Source organism: Pedobacter namyangjuensis, from assembly GCF_003313325.1.
Classification (GTDB): Bacteria; Bacteroidota; Bacteroidia; order Sphingobacteriales; family Sphingobacteriaceae; genus Pedobacter; species Pedobacter namyangjuensis.
The window spans coordinates 1,385,360-1,403,006 of record NZ_QMHQ01000001.1 but is presented as its reverse complement, the minus strand read 5'-3'; the positions used below and the strand labels follow the sequence as shown (position 1 = coordinate 1,403,006).

Sequence of the window (17,647 nt, the reverse complement as noted above, 5' to 3'; positions counted from 1 at the left end):
ATCTTCTGTGTTATATTATTTTCGGACTGCAAATATAGAGTTTAACTTTTAATTATGCAAAACGGATTTAAAAATATTTTAAGATTATTTATTTTTTTGTTAGAAACTGATGTTGAGCATAGTTAGAGCAAACTTTTGGCATTATGTTAATGCGGTTAATGAACATAAAATGATAAAAACTCTTTCATTAAATAGGCAAAATGCTATTTTTGAAAAAAACGAAAAATTTTGAAGAAACGTATCGCCATTTTCGCTTCAGGTTCTGGATCTAATGCCCAAAAACTGATGGAGCATTTTAAACGCAACACCGAAGTAGAGGTTGCATTGGTTCTAACCAATAATCCTGATGCTTATGTTTTACAACGTGCCGATAGTTTCGAAATTCCTTCGCACATTTTTGATAAGCAAGAATTTTACAAAACAGACAATATAATAGACCTGCTAAAAAACCTAGATATAGATTTAATTGTACTGGCTGGTTTTTTATGGTTAATCCCTAAAAATCTTATCCAAGAATATCCCGGCAGGATAGTAAATATACACCCGGCAATTTTACCAAAGTTTGGAGGCAAGGGCATGTATGGCGATTTTGTGCACAAAGCCGTTATGGAAGCCAACGAAACTGAAGGTGGCATTACCATACATTATGTTGACGAAAACTACGACGAAGGCGAATACATTTACCAGGCTAAGTATAAAATTGAAAAAGGCGACAACCTGGAAATGATCAAATTTAAAGGGCAACAACTAGAGCATTTGCATTACCCTAAAGTGGTAGAGACTATTATAAAGAAGATTAAGAAGTAGAAACAGCCAGAAAAGCTAACCAGTCGGCAAAGTCTGAAAGTGAGAATTGGAAACAATTGAACAATAAAGCAATTTAGCCTCTAAATTTTCTTAAAAAACATCCTCAAAAAACATTCGTTTTTTCTTACCTTTGCGGCTTAAAACAACCCCTTAAATGAGTCAGTCAGTAAAGATCAAAAACGCTTTAATTTCAGTTTATTACAAAGATGGTTTAGCGCCATTAGTAGAATATTTGGCCCAGCAGGGCGTAACGTTGTTTTCTACCGGTGGTACAGAGCAATTTATTAAGGACTTAAACCTTCCGGTTACTGCTGTTGAAGACTTGACTGGCTACCCTTCTATTTTAGGTGGCAGAGTAAAAACTTTACACCCTAAAGTTTTTGGTGGAATTTTAAATCGCAGAAGTTTAGCAGGCGATCAGGAGCAAATCTCTCAGTACGAGATTCCTGAAATTGATTTGGTAATTGTTGATCTTTATCCGTTTGAGGAAACCGTTAAAGCTGGCGGAACTGACGCCGAGATTATTGAAAAAATTGATATCGGTGGTATTTCTTTGATAAGAGCTGCAGCTAAAAATTTTAACGATGTGGTTATTATTGCATCAAAAGATGATTATAGCACTTTATTAGCAGAATTGCAGGCTCAGGATGGCGCCACTACGATAGCACAGCGTAAATCGTACGCTAAAAAAGCTTTCCATACTTCTTCGCATTACGATACAGCTATCTTCAACTACTTTAATAACGAAGAACCTTTAAACGTTTTTAAACAAAGTGTAAAACAAGCGCAAACTTTGCGCTATGGCGAAAACCCTCATCAACAAGGTACATTTTATGGTAACTTGGATGAAATGTTCACCAAACTTAATGGTAAAGAATTAAGCTATAACAATTTAGTTGATGTTGACGCAGCCGTTGCACTTATTGACGAATTTAGCGAGCCTACATTTGCTATTTTAAAACACACTAATGCATGTGGTGTAGCTTCTAGAGCTACTGTTTTAGATGCTTGGAAAACTGCTTTGGCATGCGACCCTGTTTCTGCATTTGGCGGTGTTTTAATTACCAACCAAGAAGTTGATTTAGCTACGGCACAAGAAATAAACAACCTTTTCTTTGAAGTATTAATTGCACCTTCTTACGCTCCGGAGGCTGTGGAATTATTTAAAACAAAGAAAAACAGAGTGATTTTGCAACGTAATGAAGTTGAATTGAGCAAAAAACAATTTAAAACTTTGTTAAATGGCGTAATTGAACAAGATAAAGATTTAAGCTTGGAAACCGAAGCTGACATGAAAACGGTTACCGAAAAAACACCTAGTGCTGCATCTATCGCTGATTTGGTTTTTGCTAACAAAATTGTAAAACATACCAAATCTAACACTATCGTTTTTGTTAAGGATAACGTTTTATTGGCAAGCGGTGTTGGTCAAACTTCTAGAGTTGACGCTTTAAAACAAGCTGTTGTAAAAGCAGATTCTTTCGGATTTAGCTTAAAAGATGCAGTTATGGCTTCTGATGCCTTCTTCCCTTTCCCGGATTGTGTTGAATTAGCAGCAGAAGCAGGAATTATTGCGGTATTGCAACCAGGTGGTTCTATTAAAGATCAGGATTCTATTGATATGTGTAATGCAAAAGGTATTGCGATGGTAACTACTGGAGTTAGACATTTTAAACACTAACTGAAAGTTCTAAGCTAAAAGCGTAAAGCTGAAAGACTAAAGCATTATGCTTTCCCCTATGAAGGATGCCCGAAGGCGGTGTAGTTTTTGAAACGTTGCAGATTTAATAGTAGCAAAAGCTGAAGTAAAATAAACCCGATTGCAGCGGATCCCGATTTTTCTTCGGGAGAAGCGAAAAGCGGGACTGAAAGACCGAAGCGCACAGGATATTGATTTTCAAACAATTTGAAGAAAATAAAAAGTGGCCTTTGGTCTTTTTTTGAAATTAAAATATAATAAAAACACTATTTTTACATTCTGAATAGTAGAGATATTAATAATATAAAATATAAATGGGATTATTTAACTGGTTTACGCAAGAGGTTGCCATTGATTTAGGCACTGCGAATACCCTGATTATACATAATGACAAAGTAGTTGTTGATGAACCTTCGATTGTTGCTTTTGATAGGCAAACGAATAAAATTATTGCTATTGGCCGCCAGGCGATGCAAATGGAAGGTAAAACACATGATAATATAAGAACCGTTAGACCTTTAAAAGATGGTGTAATTGCAGACTTTAATGCTGCTGAAGCCATGATTAAAGGGATGATTAGAATGCTTAACGGCGGTAAAGGCTGGATGTTTCCATCATTAAGAATGGTAATTTGTATACCTAGCGGGATTACCGAAGTTGAAAAACGTGCGGTTAGGGATAGTGCCGAGATTGCGGGTGCAAAAGAGGTTTATTTAATTCACGAGCCAATGGCTGCAGCGGTTGGTATTGGTATCGACGTTGAAGAACCAATGGGTAACATGATTATTGATATAGGCGGTGGTACCACAGAAATTGCGGTTATTGCTTTGTCTGGTATCGTTTGCGATCAATCTATCCGCGTTGCTGGAGACAATTTCGACTCTGATATCGTAAACTATATCCGCCGTCAGCATAACATTATGATTGGCGACCGTACCGCTGAAAAAATTAAAATTGAAGTTGGTGCTGCTTTGCCAGAACTTGCGGATCCACCTGCAGATTTTGCCGTACAAGGAAGAGATTTAATGACGGGTGTGCCTAAACAAATTACCGTATCTTACACTGAAATTGCACATTGTTTAGATAAATCTATCTCTAAAATTGAAGAAGCTATATTAAAGGCTTTAGAGATTACACCTCCAGAGCTTTCGGCAGACATTTACCAAACTGGTATTTATTTAACTGGTGGAGGTGCATTGTTACGTGGTTTAGATAAGCGTGTTGCGGCTAAAACAAAGTTGCCTGTACACGTTGCAGAAGATCCGTTAAGAGCAGTTGTTCGCGGTACTGGTATTGCTCTAAAAAACATTGGTGGCTATAAATTTTTAATGCAATAAATCAAGTTTTAAGTTGTAGGTTATAAGTTTTAAGTCTTGTAACTTACAACGTACTACTTAAAACCTAACACTTAAATGCGTAACCTTTGGATTTTTTTAAGTAGATACAACGCATTCTTTTTCTTTATTGTTTTTTTTGCTATTGGTATAATATTAACCGTTCGCAATAATGCCTACCAACGTAGTGTAACTTTAAATTCGACAAATGCGGTTGTAGGGAGCGCCTACGAGCGTTTAAACGTTTTAAAAAGATACCTAAACCTTGGTCAGGTTAACGACAGCTTAGCGCAAGAAAACGCAAAATTAAAGACTACCCTACTGCAATTACAAAATGTTGATACTACAAGTACGGTAGTGGTTAAAGACTCTTTAAACCAACAACAATACACGCTTTTTTCTGCCAAGGTTATAAAAAATTCAATTACGCTTCGTAATAACGTTATTACTATAAACAAAGGCAGTTTGCAAGGTGTAACGCAAGGCATGGCTGTAGTTTCACCTTCGGTTGGCGTAGTTGGTTTTGTAATGGATGTTTCTGAAAATTTAGCTACTGTACGTTCTTTGCTTAATTCTGGCACATCAATTAGTGTTAGCCCTAAAAAATATAACGCGTTTGGCTCTCTGGTTTGGGGCGATGGAAATTTCGATATAACCAAAGCTTATGTAAAAGAAATCCCTAATCATTATAAAGTTAACAAAGGAGATACCATTGTAACATCTGGCGCTGGCGGATTTCCGAAAGGGATTTTAGTAGGGAAAGTTAGCAGAACCGAATTGAGCACAGGCGATAGTTTTATGAGCTTAGAAATTAGCTTGTTTAATGATTTTAGTAATTTGCAATATGTTTATTTGGTTAAAAACCGCATGACACAAGAGCAAAATGCTTTAGAAACCCTAACAAAAGATGAACAGTAGAACCATTTTCATAAATATTTTTAGATGGATTATCCTGTTGTTTGTGCAGATTTTTCTCTTGCGTAACCTAGCCTATTACAATCTATCTACTCCTTTCGTTTATATCCTATTTTTAATGGTATTGCCTTTCGGGATACCAAACATTTTACTGTTTTTATTAGCCTTTGGCACTGGTTTAACTTTAGATGCATTTTACGACACTTTAGGCGTGCACACTAGTGCTTGCGTTGCTTTAGCTTTAGTAAGAGTGCTATTTATATCTGTAAGTTTTAATAGAGATGCAATAGATGAGCCAGAGCCTTCTTTAGGCAACATGGGCTTTAAATGGTTTAGCGTTTACGCAATACTGTGTATAATCGTTCACCATTTGGTTGTTTTCTTCTTAGAAGCTTTTAAGCTCGATGAAGCCGGTTATACTTTAGGCAGAGCGTTGCTAAGTGCCGTATTTTCGCTGTTTGTTATTTTATTAGTTGAATTTATTTTTCATAACAGAAAGGCGAATTAATGGATCAGTTGTTTAATAGAAAATATATTATTCAGGGTTTGTTTATTCTAATTGCCTTAATCCTTTTAGGCAAACTTTTTTATATACAAGTAGTTAGCGACAAGTACTTTTTAAGTGCCAACAACAATGCACTTCGTAAATTGTATATCTATCCAGCTAGAGGTGTTATTGTAGATAGAAAAAACAGGGTATTGGTCCAAAATCAACCGGTTTACGATTTAATGGTTACTCCTAACGAGGTAAAACCTTTCGATACTTTATCGCTTTGCGCAGCTGTTGGTATTGATATGCAAACTTTTAGAAAAAGCTTTAAAAAGGCCGTTACACAATCTAAATTTCAGCCTTCTATTTTTGTTAAATTCCTGTCGGTAGAAACCTATGCAACACTACAAGAGAAGATGGTTAACTACAAAGGTTTTTTTGTACAAAAACGAACAATAAGAACCTACCCTGATAGTATAGCTGCTCAATTTCTAGGTTACATAAAAGAAGCCACTCCTGCAGAAATAGAAAAGAATGAAGGTTACTATAGCTTGGGTGATTATATAGGCAGATCTGGAGTTGAACGCACTTACGAAAAGTTTTTACGTGGAGAAAAAGGCATTACGCACATGCTTTATGATGTGCATAATGTACCCAAAGGTCCTTATGCTGACGGAAAATTAGATATCCTTGCAAAATCAGGCCAAGAATTATATACTACCATTGATGCTAAACTGCAGAAATTAGGCGAAGAACTACTAAAAAACAAAGTTGGAAGTGTTGTTGCTATTGAGCCAAGCACAGGCGAAGTATTGGCCTTTGTGAGTAGCCCAGGTTACGACCCAAATATAATGGTTGGGAGAAATACAGGAAACAAATTGATGGAACTTTACGAACCGCAAAATAACCGTCCTTTATTTGTAAGACCTTTACAGGGAAAATATTCTCCCGGTTCGGCTTTTAAACCGTTAAGCGCTCTAATTGCTTTAAGCGAAGGCATTGTTGACCCCAATACTACCTTTAATTGTCCTGGCTATTATTGGGCTGGTAACAGGCAATTTAAATGCGAACACGTGGACGGTAACATTTCGCTAAGAAGGGGACTTGCTCGTTCTTGCAATACCTATTTCTATCAAATTTTTGCGAAAGCGATTACCAAAAATGGTATGAAAAAGCAACGACCTACTTACGACGATTGGCAAAAGAAAGTGCGTAAATTTGGTATTGGCGATACACTTGGCATAGATTTACCCAACGAGCGTGCTTACAAATTATTTACAGCAGAGGATTATAGCAAACGCCCAAACAAATATTGGGGTTACACCTCTATCCTATCTGTTGGTATCGGGCAGGGCGAGATTAGTACAACGCCTTTACAGATGGCAAATATCATGGCTATTATTGCTAATAGGGGTTATTATATTAAGCCACATGTGGTTAAGGGAATTGGAAAAGATAAGGAAATCGATTCAAAATATACAGTTAAACACTATGTAGACATAGATGCCAAACACTTCGAACCAGTTATTGATGGAATGCAGGATGCGGTAAATACTTCATGGGGAACGGCTATAGAATCTCGTTTACCAAACACAATTATGTGTGGCAAAACGGGTACGGTACAAAATAATCGTGGTAAAAATCACTCTGTGTTTATAGGTTTTGCTCCAAGGGATAACCCGAAAATTGCTATTGCGGTAATTATAGAAAATGGCGGTTATGGAGGCGCTTATGCTGCACCAATTGCTAGTTACATGACCGAAAAGTATTTAACAGATAGTTTAACCAACAGAAGAATTCATGGCAGTACCATTCAAATGTACAAAGATGCAAATCTGCTACCGCCGCCACCTAAAGGAACAAAGCCTGTTAAGCCAAAAAGCAAAGCTGATAGTTTAAAAACAGATAGTTTAAAAACCGATAGCCTTAAAAGAAATACAAATAAGCCTCTAAAAAACAGCACACTTAGTACTTTTAATAAGCAAGCAACAGAACCTAAAAAAAATGCAACAGCAAGGTAACAGATTCTTTTTTAATGTAGATTGGATTACCATACTGCTTTACATGGCTTTGTGCGCTATTGGCTTTATAAGTATTTATGCTACGGTTTACAATCCAGATAATGTTGGTGGTTTCAGTTTCAATGCAAATTATGGTCGCCAATTAATTTTCATCGGTACGGGTCTCATTTTAGGGTTTTCCATTTTATTATTCGACGCAAAATTTTTCAGTGTATTTGCGCCCGTAATTTACGGTATAACCATGCTACTATTGTTACTTGTATTGGTTGTAGGCAGAAATGTGGGTGGCAATCAGGCATGGATAGCCATTGGTAGTTTTAGGTTGCAACCATCAGAATTTGCAAAGTTTGGCACAGCCTTACTTGTTGCAAGATATATTAGCTCATTTAACGTTAAATTAAATACAACTAAGCCCATATTAATTTGCGCTGCGATTATAATCCTACCTATGTTCCTGATAATGTTGCAACCAGACGCAGGCTCTACGTTGGTATTTTTATCGTTTATGTTTCCGTTGTACCGAGAGGGTTTACCAGGTTATTTGCTAACTATTTTTTGGGGAGCGGTTGTACTTTTTATCTTGAATTTATTTTTAAGTCCAACGGTACTCATATTAGCGATTGCTATTGTAGGCGGGCTTTTCATTTATAACAACAGAAAAAGACAACAGCAGATTATTAGAATCTCTATCATCACCATTTTAGCAATAGGCTATCTATTCGTTGCCAAATTTATTTTCACTAACGTTTTACAAAAACATCAGCGAGACCGCATTGAAGTTATTTTAGGTTTAAAAACCGATAATAAAGGTACTGGCTATAATGTGATACAGTCTAAAATTGCAATTGGAGCCGGACAAGTTACAGGTCGTGGATTTTTGCAGGGAACACAGACGAAATTTGGCTATGTTCCGGCACAGAGCACCGATTTTATATTCTCTACCGTTGGTGAAGAATGGGGCTTTGTTGGATCTTTTGTAGTTATTGGTTTATACGCTTTTTTACTATTAAGAATTGTAAATCTCGCAGAGCGACAGCGATCTGCTTTTTCTAGGGTTTACGGTTATTGTATTGCTTGTATTCTATTTTTCCACGTATTTGTAAATATCGGAATGGCTATTGGGCTAATGCCCGTAATTGGCATTCCATTACCCTTTATCAGTTACGGGGGATCCTCTCTGTGGAGCTTTACCGTATTGCTATTCATCTTCCTAAAATTAGATTCGAATAGAATGGGTTTTATATAAGACAAAGGATAAAAGATCAAAGAATAAGGATAAAACTCTAGCACGCGAACCGAAGGCTTAACCTTCCTTTTTCTTTGGTCCTTATTCTTTGTTCCTATTTGAAACGTTGGTTCAACAACTGATAAAATTTATCAACCGTTGCCTGTTTTTCGCTCCAATTATATTGGTTAGCATAATTTTTCTGGAAAAAGTTATCCGCTGCTTCAAAATTGGGCTGTTTATTAGCTAAATCGATTGCTTCGGCGTAAGCTAGGTTATAGCCGTTAAACAAATCCTTAATGTAAAGCAATTTATCATTTAGGCTGATGGATTGTTTTAGGTCGCTGATGCTGGATGTGGCATTTGTATTTACACTGCTAATGCTTGTTTTGCCTGCCAAGATATCGTTCAAAGTGGGTTTGAACGTTGGATCTTCCACAGGTTCAACTTGGTTAACTTCGACCTTTTCAAGCGGTACTTCTTCCAAGGCTAAATCTTCAGCCATAATTTTTACCTCTTCCTCAACTGGAGCGTCCTCTTCCTCTTCGTGGTGCACTAAAAATGGCTCAGGACCAATTTCGTCGTCTTCATCTTCTTCAAAAAGTTCTTCTTCAACAACCGAGTCGTTTACTGGTTCAATAGGAGTTTCAGCAACTGCCCTTTTCTCAGCTAAAATTCGCTCTTCAGCTTCGCTTAATTGCCTATCAAATAACTCATGCGCACCTTTCTCCTCAAAATCAAACTTTTCGTGTTCCGAATGATCGTTTAAAATAAACTCAAAAGTAGATGGCTCGTCATCCAGCTTAAATATCTCCTTTTCAATTTCCCTTACAGAAACCTCTTCAACTCTATCTTCAACGGCTAAAGCTTGCTCCTCTTCCAAAAAGGTTACCGCTTCTAACTGCTCTTCTTGATGTACATCTTCTTCCTCCTCTTCGTAAATAGAAGGTTCTTCCTCAACACGGTCTTCAACTACTGGAGATGGTGTTGCCGAAGTTTGTTGTGCTTGATTAAGCGCTATCTTTTTTACAATCTGAATGTGATCTGTTAAAAAACTAGCATTCGCATGAAACAACTCTAGCTCTAACTCGTTGAGCTGTTGCGGATTTTGCGACAAAAACTGATATTGTTCGTTTAGTTCATTCAATATCGAACCTAATTTTCTAAAAAGATCTTCTTGCTTCATCATAATGCAGTAACGAAAAAACGGGTGATTTATGTTAATAAATGACAATCAAAAGTACTATAAAAATCTTTTATATTTGGCTAAAATACCTTTACTAATGTTATTTAGCGAGCAAAACTTTAAACGGGGAGAATTTTGTGGAAGCATTGAAGTGATTTGCGGCTCCATGTTTTCGGGCAAAACCGAAGAATTAATTAGGCGATTAAAAAGAGCACAAATTGCAAAGCTCAATGTTGAAATTTTTAAGCCAAAAACCGATACTCGTTATGATGAAAGTGCTGTCGTTTCGCACGATTTAAATTCCATCCAGTCTACTCCCGTAGAGAACTCTTCTGCAATTTTACTTCTAGGAAGCAGAACGCAAGTTGTTGGCATAGATGAAGCTCAATTTTTTGACGATAACCTGCCAGAGGTTTGCAATCAGCTCGCTCAACGAGGTATTAGGGTTATCATAGCTGGTTTAGATATGGACTTTTTAGGCAAACCATTTGGCCCTATGCCAAATCTACTAGCTATAGCAGAACACGTTACCAAGGTGAATGCGGTTTGTATGCAATGCGGAAGCCCGGCGGTTTATTCTTTCAGAAAAGTTGCAAACGAAAGTAAAATCCTTTTAGGAGAAAAAGACAGCTACGAACCACGTTGTAGAGCTTGTTATAATACACTCGGCTAACAGAATTTAGGAATGAATTTTGGTCTTGAGTAAGTTTTCAACTAAAAACTTCCAATTTTAAGCTTAACTCTACTATGAAAATATTAAATGACAATACCCCCACCGGCGAGCTAAATGATGTGAAAGTTGGTGATGAAATAAGCAATGGCATAGGCACTTTTGGTCAAGTTGAAGAAATTAAATTCGATAGTGGAGATGGTTATTGGCAATTTACATTTGTACTTTTTGGTGGTGGATTAATACAAGTAAAAAAGATCATCCCAACTTGTTAACGATTCGAACTCTTGTTACTATTCAGCTTGATTTCCGCCTCTTATTCAATTCATTTTATTCGTGTCTCATTTGTCCCCTAAATTTGTCGCGTAGCCCCTCTGTATTTATTGTGATAATTTCCGAAATTAGAATAATCTAAATATAGGAACCAATGACCAAGGAAATCTGGGCAAATCTGCCTGTAAAAAACATAGAAAAATCTGTAGCATTTTTTAAACAGCTAGGCTTTAAGCCTAACGAAAAATTCCCGTTTACAGATACCATGGCTTCATTTTTTATAGGCGAAAAGAACTTTGTAATGATGCTTTTTACCAATGATGTAATTGAGGGATTTTGCCTAAATCCTGTTTCAGATACTTCAAAAGGTACAGAAGTTTTATTTTCTATTGATGCAGAAAGCCGAGATGAAGTAGATGAAATGTTGCAGAAGGCCAAAGACGCAGGTGGTAAAATTTATGCCGAAGGCGGAGAAAAAGACGGCTGGATGTACGGAGGTGGCTTTGTAGACTTGGATGGGCACAGATGGAATTTGTTATACATGGATTTTAGTAAGCTACCTAATCGATAGTAGGAAATCTTGAGTATGGCAACCTTGAGTAATAATCTAATAGCTAAATACTAAACTAAAATACTTTAAAATGGATTATAACATTGAAATAAAAGCAAGCCGAGAAAAAGTATGGGATGTACTTTTTGGCGAAGAAACCTACCCATTATGGGCAGCCGCATTTAGCGAAGGATCTAAAGCGGTAACAGATTGGAAAAAGGGAAGCAAAGCATTATTTGTAGATGATAGCAACAGAGGAATGGTATCAAAAATTGCAGAAAGTGTACCCAACGAATTTTTGTCTATAGAACATTTAGGGATGTACGACAATGGAGTAGAAGATTACGAGAGCGCAGAAGTAAAAACCTGGGCTGGCGCAAAAGAAAACTACACCTTAAGCGAGGCTGGTGGCAATACGAATCTGCATATTTTTATGGACATGGAAGAGTCTGAAAAAAATAAGGATATGATAGCCATGTTTAGCGATATGTGGCCGAAAGCTTTAGCAAAAGTTAAAGAGCTGGCGGAATAAATAATTCCGCTAGCTTAGTTTTTAACTATTTTGCAGGTGGGGTAGCAATTTTTTCTGTTATTACAGGTTTTGTTACACCATTTCCTTCTGGTTTGTAAATTGCGCCTGTAGCAAAATCAACAATTAATCCCGGCCAAAACAATATAATGTCTGCAATAAGTGCAACTGCACGGATTGGCCTTGTAGGTTCGCCAGCTGCTGGAGGCGTACGTTGAGCAGTTGTTACTTTGCCACCAAAAACAGTTGCACAAGAACTAAGTGAGCAGGTAATAAGTAAAGCGATGAGTGCGTTAAATAGATTTTTTTTCATTTAATTTTTAATTAAGCTGCAAAACTAACATTAAAAACTAGCTGTCAAAAATCTATCTATTTATTATATGGTCTCTCATTAATCCAGTTCAATTGTCTATCTACCAACTCAAATTTCATTTTTGTTAAGCTTATTACTACAGTATCAACGTAAATCCTGCCTCTTAAAAATAGCTTATCTCCCTCCTTTTTGTAATTCAATTGATGCTTGTTATCGGGATCGTTGCTGAATGCTAAGCTTAATTTTTTCTGTAAAGTATCTGCATTTACTGTTACCCATTCCAAACCATCGGTATCTTTTATTGCGCCGTGTTCTGGTGTTTGCAGTAAAAGAAGTTCCCACTTTTTCACATCGCCTTTGGCAGTTGTATTAAATTCATCTACCTTATAGGCTCCATACAAAGGTGATTTTGGCGCACCTGCACCGTATCTTGAATAGCTATTAATTAAACCTGCAATTCCTCCGAGTAGCACAAAAGCGATCAGAAGATATTTAAATGTGTATTTTGCAATCCTCTTCCATCGCTTTGCAATTAATGGCGCATCCAATGTTCTTAAAACAGTGGGCAAGCCTTTAAAGAAAAGATTAAATAAACGATTGATATTTGGCACCAGCAAGAATAAGCACATTACCACTAAAGCTGTAGATACAATTTTAACCGGAACGTCGTAAAAATAATTCACTGCCATTACGTTTGCTGTGGTCATTAAAGTAATGATTGCACCAACGGTTACAGTTCTTCTAAAAAGTAACAGCCCTGCTAATAATTCTGCTATGCCCATAAAAAGGTTATAACCTTTAGAAAACCCTAGGAAAGTCCATGCTAATCCCATCGGAGATGACTCGCCATAAGTGGTAACCAATCTGTATAAACTAGGTGGCGAAAATTGTAATTGCACCACTTTTACCAAACCATAATTAATAAGCATTAGACCTACGTAAAAACGCACCCCAACGGTTAACCAATAATATAAACGGTTGTAATTTCCTCTTTTAGTATCTAAAGCCGACCAAATTAATGTTGCTAGAATACTTACTACAACCACACAACAAAGCACAACGTAATCGTACGTAGTGTCCCCACTCCCATTGGTAAACTCTGTTATTGGATAAGGTAAATGAAAAACTTTTTCGCCCAACCAAGGAATAAACTGATGCATCAACGCATTTTGTAATTTAGCAATAAGATAAAATAACGGCATTGTTCCATTGTTAAAAAAGAACATGAACAAAAACAACACACAAAAGGAAAATCTAAATGCTATTCGTTCTAACGAGCTCCATTGCAAAGGGATGGTATTCATAAATTTAGGGCATTTGAAACTTAAAGAAACGACATTCTATTCGTAAACCCAACTCAACTGCTTATTATTTTATATTTATTTGGAATAAGTCCAAATAATATTCATATTTGTAGCATAAAGATTTGTAGGCAAAAAATGCAAGAAACATTAACCTTACCAACCATCAATTTTACCGAAGTATTTAGCACCAAAAATGGAGCTATCTATCAATCAGACAGCGAAAACTGTTGGTATATTGATTTTGCTGGTAAACTTGCAAGATTTGATTATCGTAACTTACTGAAGCTTAAAAAAGCCGTTTATCAGATCGATATTGAAGATTTGTTATTAAACAGCGACAAGTCTGCCGATGTACAAATCATCTTTATCTGCGCTTGCGATCACTGTTATGTTTTGTCGCTTTTGCAAATCATCAAACTTAAAGATTTATTGCAAGGCACATTTACCATGTTAGAGCTTAACCACATCATTTACGATCGTTTACATCGCATTGTCAGTTTTTAAGTAGAACCATTCTAATTCCGAATTGCCTTTAAATTCTTTCGGTTATATTTATAGCACTATTTTTGATACATCAATTGTATTAAATCAATAGTAAAATGAAAGATATCATTCGAGTTAAGTGCTTACTATCATCAGATGTTGAGGCACTAATCAACCAACAAATAAAAAAAGAAGCACATTCATCGTCTATCTATCTATCAATGGCATCTTGGTGCAACCGTAATGGATACGATTTTTCTGCAGATTATTTCTTTAAACAAGCTGAAGAAGAAAGACAGCACCAACTAAAGTTTTATAAATACGTATTGGATATGGGTGGAACTGCAATTTCTCCAGAAATTACTAATATTAAAATAGAATTTAATTCTTTCCGCGAAGTTTTTGAAGAAGCTTTAGATCAGGAAATCAGCGTTACGCAGTCTATTAAAAACATTGCGGCTCGTTGCCATAAAGAGCAGGATTATGTTACTCTAGAATTCTTAAACTGGTTCTTTAGAGAACAAAGGGAAGAAGAATACAAAGCACGTAGAGCGCTAGAATTGTTCGAAGTAATTGGCGAAGAAGGTACTGGCAGATGGCAAATTGATAAACATGTTGGCCAAATTAGCTACGATAGCGAAGCATAGTCATTAGCTCGCCATGAGTTAAAATGGCCAGAGCTTTAAAATATTAAAGGCATCTATTTAAACAATAGGTGCCTTTTTTGGTTTATACACTCGCTAGCACAAATTATTTTACCTTTGTGATGGTTTTGTAAAACACTTTAAATCGGCATGTCGAAAAAAGACAAAAAGAAGAAGGACAAAGAGAAATCCAAATCCAAAAAGAAGAAAGAATGCTGTGAAAAGTATTTGAGGGGGAAAAGGTGTGGCAATTGCCCAAATGCTTAAAACGGGTTTGTTTAATGGGTTAAAATTTGTATTTTGAGTCCATAAAATGATATCATGTTTAAATACAAATCCCTATTAGTTGGTGGCTTTTTAGCCCTATCTTCATCCTATTCATTCGCACAAAATTCAATCTATAATAAACCGTCTGAAATTACTTCTGTTCCAGCATCCTTAAAAATAGACGGTTTTTACAAAAAATATATCAGTAGCAATGGCATCCCAATAGTTTCTTCCGCAAAAGTTCCGGATCAAGCCTTAATTGTTGCCAAAGATATCGTAAAACATATGCTATCAAAACGTACCGATATTCAAAAGGAATTGGTAGCGAGAGGATCAAGAGTTGCTATAATGGCGGCTACTGAATTTGAAACCGATTTACCAGAACGTAGCGATTGGAAGAAGCCTGCTTTTAACGATCAGCGATTAACGCCTAGTGAAAGAGAAAATTATTATAAACCTGGCGGGATAGACAGCATGAGTGACAAAGAGTATTGGAACAAACGTGCTCGTGGAATGGGCGGAACCTTGGTATCCTGTGCCGAAGAAAATCTTTTAGGTTATCCAAATACAAAATACTATGGCGAAAATATTCTAGTGCATGAGTTTAGTCATAATATGATGAATGCGATTTACAAAGTTGATCCATCATTATATGCTCAAATTGGAAAAGCCTATAACAGCGCCAAAGAGAAAGGAATGTATAAAAATCAATATGCTATAAATACCGTTGCCGAATATTGGGCTGAAGGTACGCAATGGTGGTTCAATAGTAATTTTCCTTTTTATGAGGATGGAAAGAAGATACTAGATTCTTCAGACGACCTTAAAAAATATGACCCTACGCTATATGGCATCTTAGAACAGGTTTATATTGATAATAAAATTCCCGCAGATATTTATAGTGATAAGAAAAAATAATCTGAAATTTCGCATAGCTTAAACGAGAGGGAGAGATCGTAATGGCTTGCAACAATCTTGGGAATCGCAGTAAAACTATGGATATTTTCACCAGTTTCATAGATGCAACATTCCAGATTTTCTTTTACAATGGCTACACGAGTTATTCGAAATAATCATCAGAGTTTCTTACGACTTAGGTTTCAAATATCCACAGCATTTTATCAGAGTTTTTAAACAACGTACCGGTACAACGCCTAATGAGTATAGGAGTTTGACTTAGACAACACAAAATTAAAATACAATTTAACTAACGCAACGATGGATATTGAATATCCAAAATACAGGCCTGAATCACTAAAAACGGTATAAATACAAAAAGCTCCAGATTTCTCTGAAGCTTTTCTAGTGGTGGTGCCTGCTGGGATCGAACCAGCGACACAAGGATTTTCAGAACTTCGTCCACAAGTGCCTAAAGTCACTTGTGGCCTATTTTTAGTGTTAAACTATACTTGGTGCGCCAGAATTGCGCCAATTATGTTCACAGAACCAAAAATTACATTAACAGATAATCTCGACATCCGAGGCTATATAACCTATTATTACAACGGTAAACGATATCGGGAGTATAATGCAAAAAGACTTAATTTGAGCATATCTCCGAATCTTTATAAATCCTATAAGGAACGTTACAAATACTTGAAAGTGCTTTCCGGCGAATACTACAAAGCGTTATTATCTGGTTGGTCTCCCGAACCGACTGAAAAAATTATCGAAGCGCCCAAGATTACAATAAAGACTGCTTTGGAGTCAATAAGAACTGAAAAGCTATCATCACCGCTAAGCCTAAGCTACAAACGTGACTTGAACAGCATTCTTGATAAATTCCTTTTATTCATAGGAACAGAGGCTGTAGAAAAACCCGTTTCACATCTTAAAGATATAAGTATTGACAAATTCCTAAACCAGTTTAGTTCTAGCGCTACTTATTACATGAATAAGCGGAAGACATTAGGTGTGTACTTCTCTGAAATGTTGAGAACCAAGCTAATCGAAAACAATCCTATTTCCGATACAAAAAGAATGAAAAAGGTAGCAACTCTACACAAAATCTATGAGCCACAACAATTAAGACAGATACTCAACTATTTGAGCGAATTCTATCCGAACTTGCATATATGTGGAATCTTAGCTTACGGTTGTTTTCTAAGGCCACATCAAGAAATCAGAATGTTAAAGCTGAGCCATTTTAATGAGGACTTTAGTAAAATAACGCTATCGGGTGCTGAAAATAAAAGTAAGAGGATACGCACCGTTAATGTTCCATTATATGTACAAGAGGTTTTAAAAAAACGATTAGTTGGAATTGAAGATAGTCAGATTAACATACTCAGCAAAAGTAAGCTGATATACAATGTTAGCTACTTAAATACACAATGGTCTAGAGCCAAGAAAAAAATGCTCCAACTTGGTTTGATTGAGAAAGACCAAACAATATACTCATTCAGACATACTGGGGCGATCAACGTATATAAGAAAACTAAGGATATTCATATTCTACAACAAATGCTACAACATTCTAATATGATTGTCACTCTCACATACTTACGCGGACTTGGAGAGCTTAGTAGTGAAAGCTTATTGTCTTACATGCCTGAGTTATAGCTTTTGTTTTGAGACGTTCAGCTTTTATAAAATGTAGTAGCTTTAAAAACTATTACATTTTATCGGCTCTACCGACTGAGCTACTGGCATCGGCTATATAATTTGCTAAGTAAATTCTATCAACAAAAAATTATTATATAATGCATATCTTCCCCTGTGAACATATTTATAATTTAAATAAAAATGATAATGAATGAATAAGCGTTATTAATTAACGCTAACCATGATCTCAAATAGCAGTTAATTAAATAGCCATTGATCAAAATAGAAAAGATGATTTTGAATTGCTAATTATACTAATATATTTGAACACGGTAAAGCATTTTCATACTTATCTATTATTTAATCTTACCCTTATAAACCTTTTTTCGTACC

The 17,647-nt window shown here is 36.2% G+C and carries 19 protein-coding genes; 16 read left to right on the top strand and 3 right to left on the bottom strand.

Annotation, left to right across the window (positions count from 1 at the left end; translation table 11 throughout):
* The first annotated feature begins 228 nt into the window (after nt 1–228).
* The 7 genes from purN (at nt 229) to rodA (ending at nt 8,512) form a co-directional block, all read left to right on the top strand.
* Nucleotides 229–807 (top strand): phosphoribosylglycinamide formyltransferase, encoded by a 579-nt coding sequence (gene purN, locus DUT69_RS06385; RefSeq protein ID WP_113652260.1) that lies wholly within the window; start codon nt 229–231, stop codon nt 805–807.
* A gap of 154 nt (nt 808–961) precedes the next feature.
* Nucleotides 962–2,488, top strand: coding sequence for a bifunctional phosphoribosylaminoimidazolecarboxamide formyltransferase/IMP cyclohydrolase (gene purH / locus DUT69_RS06380; protein ID WP_113652259.1), 1,527 nt, complete (start codon nt 962–964; stop codon nt 2,486–2,488).
* 332 nt (nt 2,489–2,820) lie between these two features.
* Entirely contained in the window at nt 2,821–3,843 is a 1,023-nt protein-coding gene (locus tag DUT69_RS06375; protein ID WP_113652258.1) for a rod shape-determining protein, read from the top strand.
* 75 nt (nt 3,844–3,918) lie between these two features.
* Nucleotides 3,919–4,758 carry a rod shape-determining protein MreC gene (gene mreC, locus DUT69_RS06370; RefSeq protein WP_113652257.1) on the top strand — a complete coding sequence of 280 codons (840 nt, stop codon included), beginning with the start codon at nt 3,919–3,921 and terminating at the stop codon, nt 4,756–4,758.
* Complete coding sequence (locus DUT69_RS06365) at nt 4,748–5,263, top strand: rod shape-determining protein MreD (RefSeq protein ID WP_113652256.1); 516 nt, start codon at nt 4,748–4,750, stop codon at nt 5,261–5,263. Before mreC ends, DUT69_RS06365 begins: the two co-directional genes overlap by 11 nt.
* Nucleotides 5,263–7,266, top strand: coding sequence for a penicillin-binding protein 2 (gene mrdA, locus DUT69_RS06360; RefSeq protein WP_113652255.1), 2,004 nt, complete (start codon nt 5,263–5,265; stop codon nt 7,264–7,266). Before DUT69_RS06365 ends, mrdA begins: the two co-directional genes overlap by 1 nt.
* A complete protein-coding gene (rodA, locus tag DUT69_RS06355) occupies nt 7,250–8,512 on the top strand; it encodes a rod shape-determining protein RodA (protein WP_113652254.1) in 1,263 nt (420 codons plus the stop codon). The genes mrdA and rodA overlap by 17 nt, the downstream gene beginning before the upstream one ends.
* Nucleotides 8,513–8,606: 94 nt before the next feature.
* Here the strand turns inward: rodA and DUT69_RS06350 are convergent, their stop codons facing one another.
* Nucleotides 8,607–9,680 carry a hypothetical protein gene (locus DUT69_RS06350; RefSeq protein ID WP_162796203.1) on the bottom strand — a complete coding sequence of 358 codons (1,074 nt, stop codon included), beginning with the start codon at nt 9,678–9,680 and terminating at the stop codon, nt 8,607–8,609.
* A gap of 94 nt (nt 9,681–9,774) precedes the next feature.
* Between DUT69_RS06350 and DUT69_RS06345 the strand changes: the two genes are divergently transcribed.
* From DUT69_RS06345 to DUT69_RS06330, 4 genes are all read left to right on the top strand, one after another.
* Nucleotides 9,775–10,350, top strand: a complete 576-nt coding sequence (locus tag DUT69_RS06345; RefSeq protein ID WP_113652252.1) for a thymidine kinase — start codon at nt 9,775–9,777, stop codon at nt 10,348–10,350.
* 74 nt (nt 10,351–10,424) lie between these two features.
* The gene (locus DUT69_RS06340; RefSeq protein ID WP_113652251.1) at nt 10,425–10,622 is read left to right on the top strand and encodes a hypothetical protein; all 198 of its coding nucleotides are present in this window, start codon (nt 10,425–10,427) and stop codon (nt 10,620–10,622) included.
* A gap of 152 nt (nt 10,623–10,774) precedes the next feature.
* Entirely contained in the window at nt 10,775–11,191 is a 417-nt protein-coding gene (locus DUT69_RS06335) for a VOC family protein (protein ID WP_113652250.1), read from the top strand.
* 70 nt (nt 11,192–11,261) lie between these two features.
* Nucleotides 11,262–11,702 (top strand): SRPBCC domain-containing protein, encoded by a 441-nt coding sequence (locus tag DUT69_RS06330; RefSeq protein ID WP_113652249.1) that lies wholly within the window; start codon nt 11,262–11,264, stop codon nt 11,700–11,702.
* Nucleotides 11,703–11,727: 25 nt separating this feature from the next.
* On the opposite strand, the gene DUT69_RS06325 is transcribed toward DUT69_RS06330, so the two are convergent.
* Together DUT69_RS06325 and DUT69_RS06320 are read right to left on the bottom strand one after the other, a co-directional pair.
* A complete protein-coding gene (locus DUT69_RS06325; protein WP_113652248.1) occupies nt 11,728–12,012 on the bottom strand; it encodes a hypothetical protein in 285 nt (94 codons plus the stop codon).
* Nucleotides 12,013–12,068: 56 nt separating this feature from the next.
* Complete coding sequence (locus tag DUT69_RS06320) at nt 12,069–13,214, bottom strand: hypothetical protein (protein ID WP_162796202.1); 1,146 nt, start codon at nt 13,212–13,214, stop codon at nt 12,069–12,071.
* 237 nt (nt 13,215–13,451) lie between these two features.
* On the opposite strand from DUT69_RS06320, the gene DUT69_RS06315 reads away from it, so the two are divergent.
* The 5 genes from DUT69_RS06315 to DUT69_RS06290 all read left to right on the top strand — a co-directional run bounded on the left by DUT69_RS06315 (nt 13,452) and on the right by DUT69_RS06290 (nt 17,272).
* Nucleotides 13,452–13,820, top strand: coding sequence for a hypothetical protein (locus DUT69_RS06315; RefSeq protein WP_113652246.1), 369 nt, complete (start codon nt 13,452–13,454; stop codon nt 13,818–13,820).
* Nucleotides 13,821–13,915: 95 nt separating this feature from the next.
* Complete coding sequence (locus DUT69_RS06310; protein WP_113652245.1) at nt 13,916–14,446, top strand: ferritin; 531 nt, start codon at nt 13,916–13,918, stop codon at nt 14,444–14,446.
* Nucleotides 14,447–14,764: 318 nt separating this feature from the next.
* Entirely contained in the window at nt 14,765–15,628 is an 864-nt protein-coding gene (locus DUT69_RS06305; RefSeq protein WP_205314218.1) for a glycoside hydrolase, read from the top strand.
* Between the two features lie 109 nt (nt 15,629–15,737).
* Nucleotides 15,738–15,890, top strand: coding sequence for an AraC family transcriptional regulator (locus DUT69_RS06300; protein WP_113652544.1), 153 nt, complete (start codon nt 15,738–15,740; stop codon nt 15,888–15,890).
* Between the two features lie 125 nt (nt 15,891–16,015).
* Nucleotides 16,016–17,272, top strand: a complete 1,257-nt coding sequence (locus DUT69_RS06290; protein WP_162796201.1) for a tyrosine-type recombinase/integrase — start codon at nt 16,016–16,018, stop codon at nt 17,270–17,272.
* Nucleotides 17,273–17,647 lie beyond the last annotated feature (375 nt).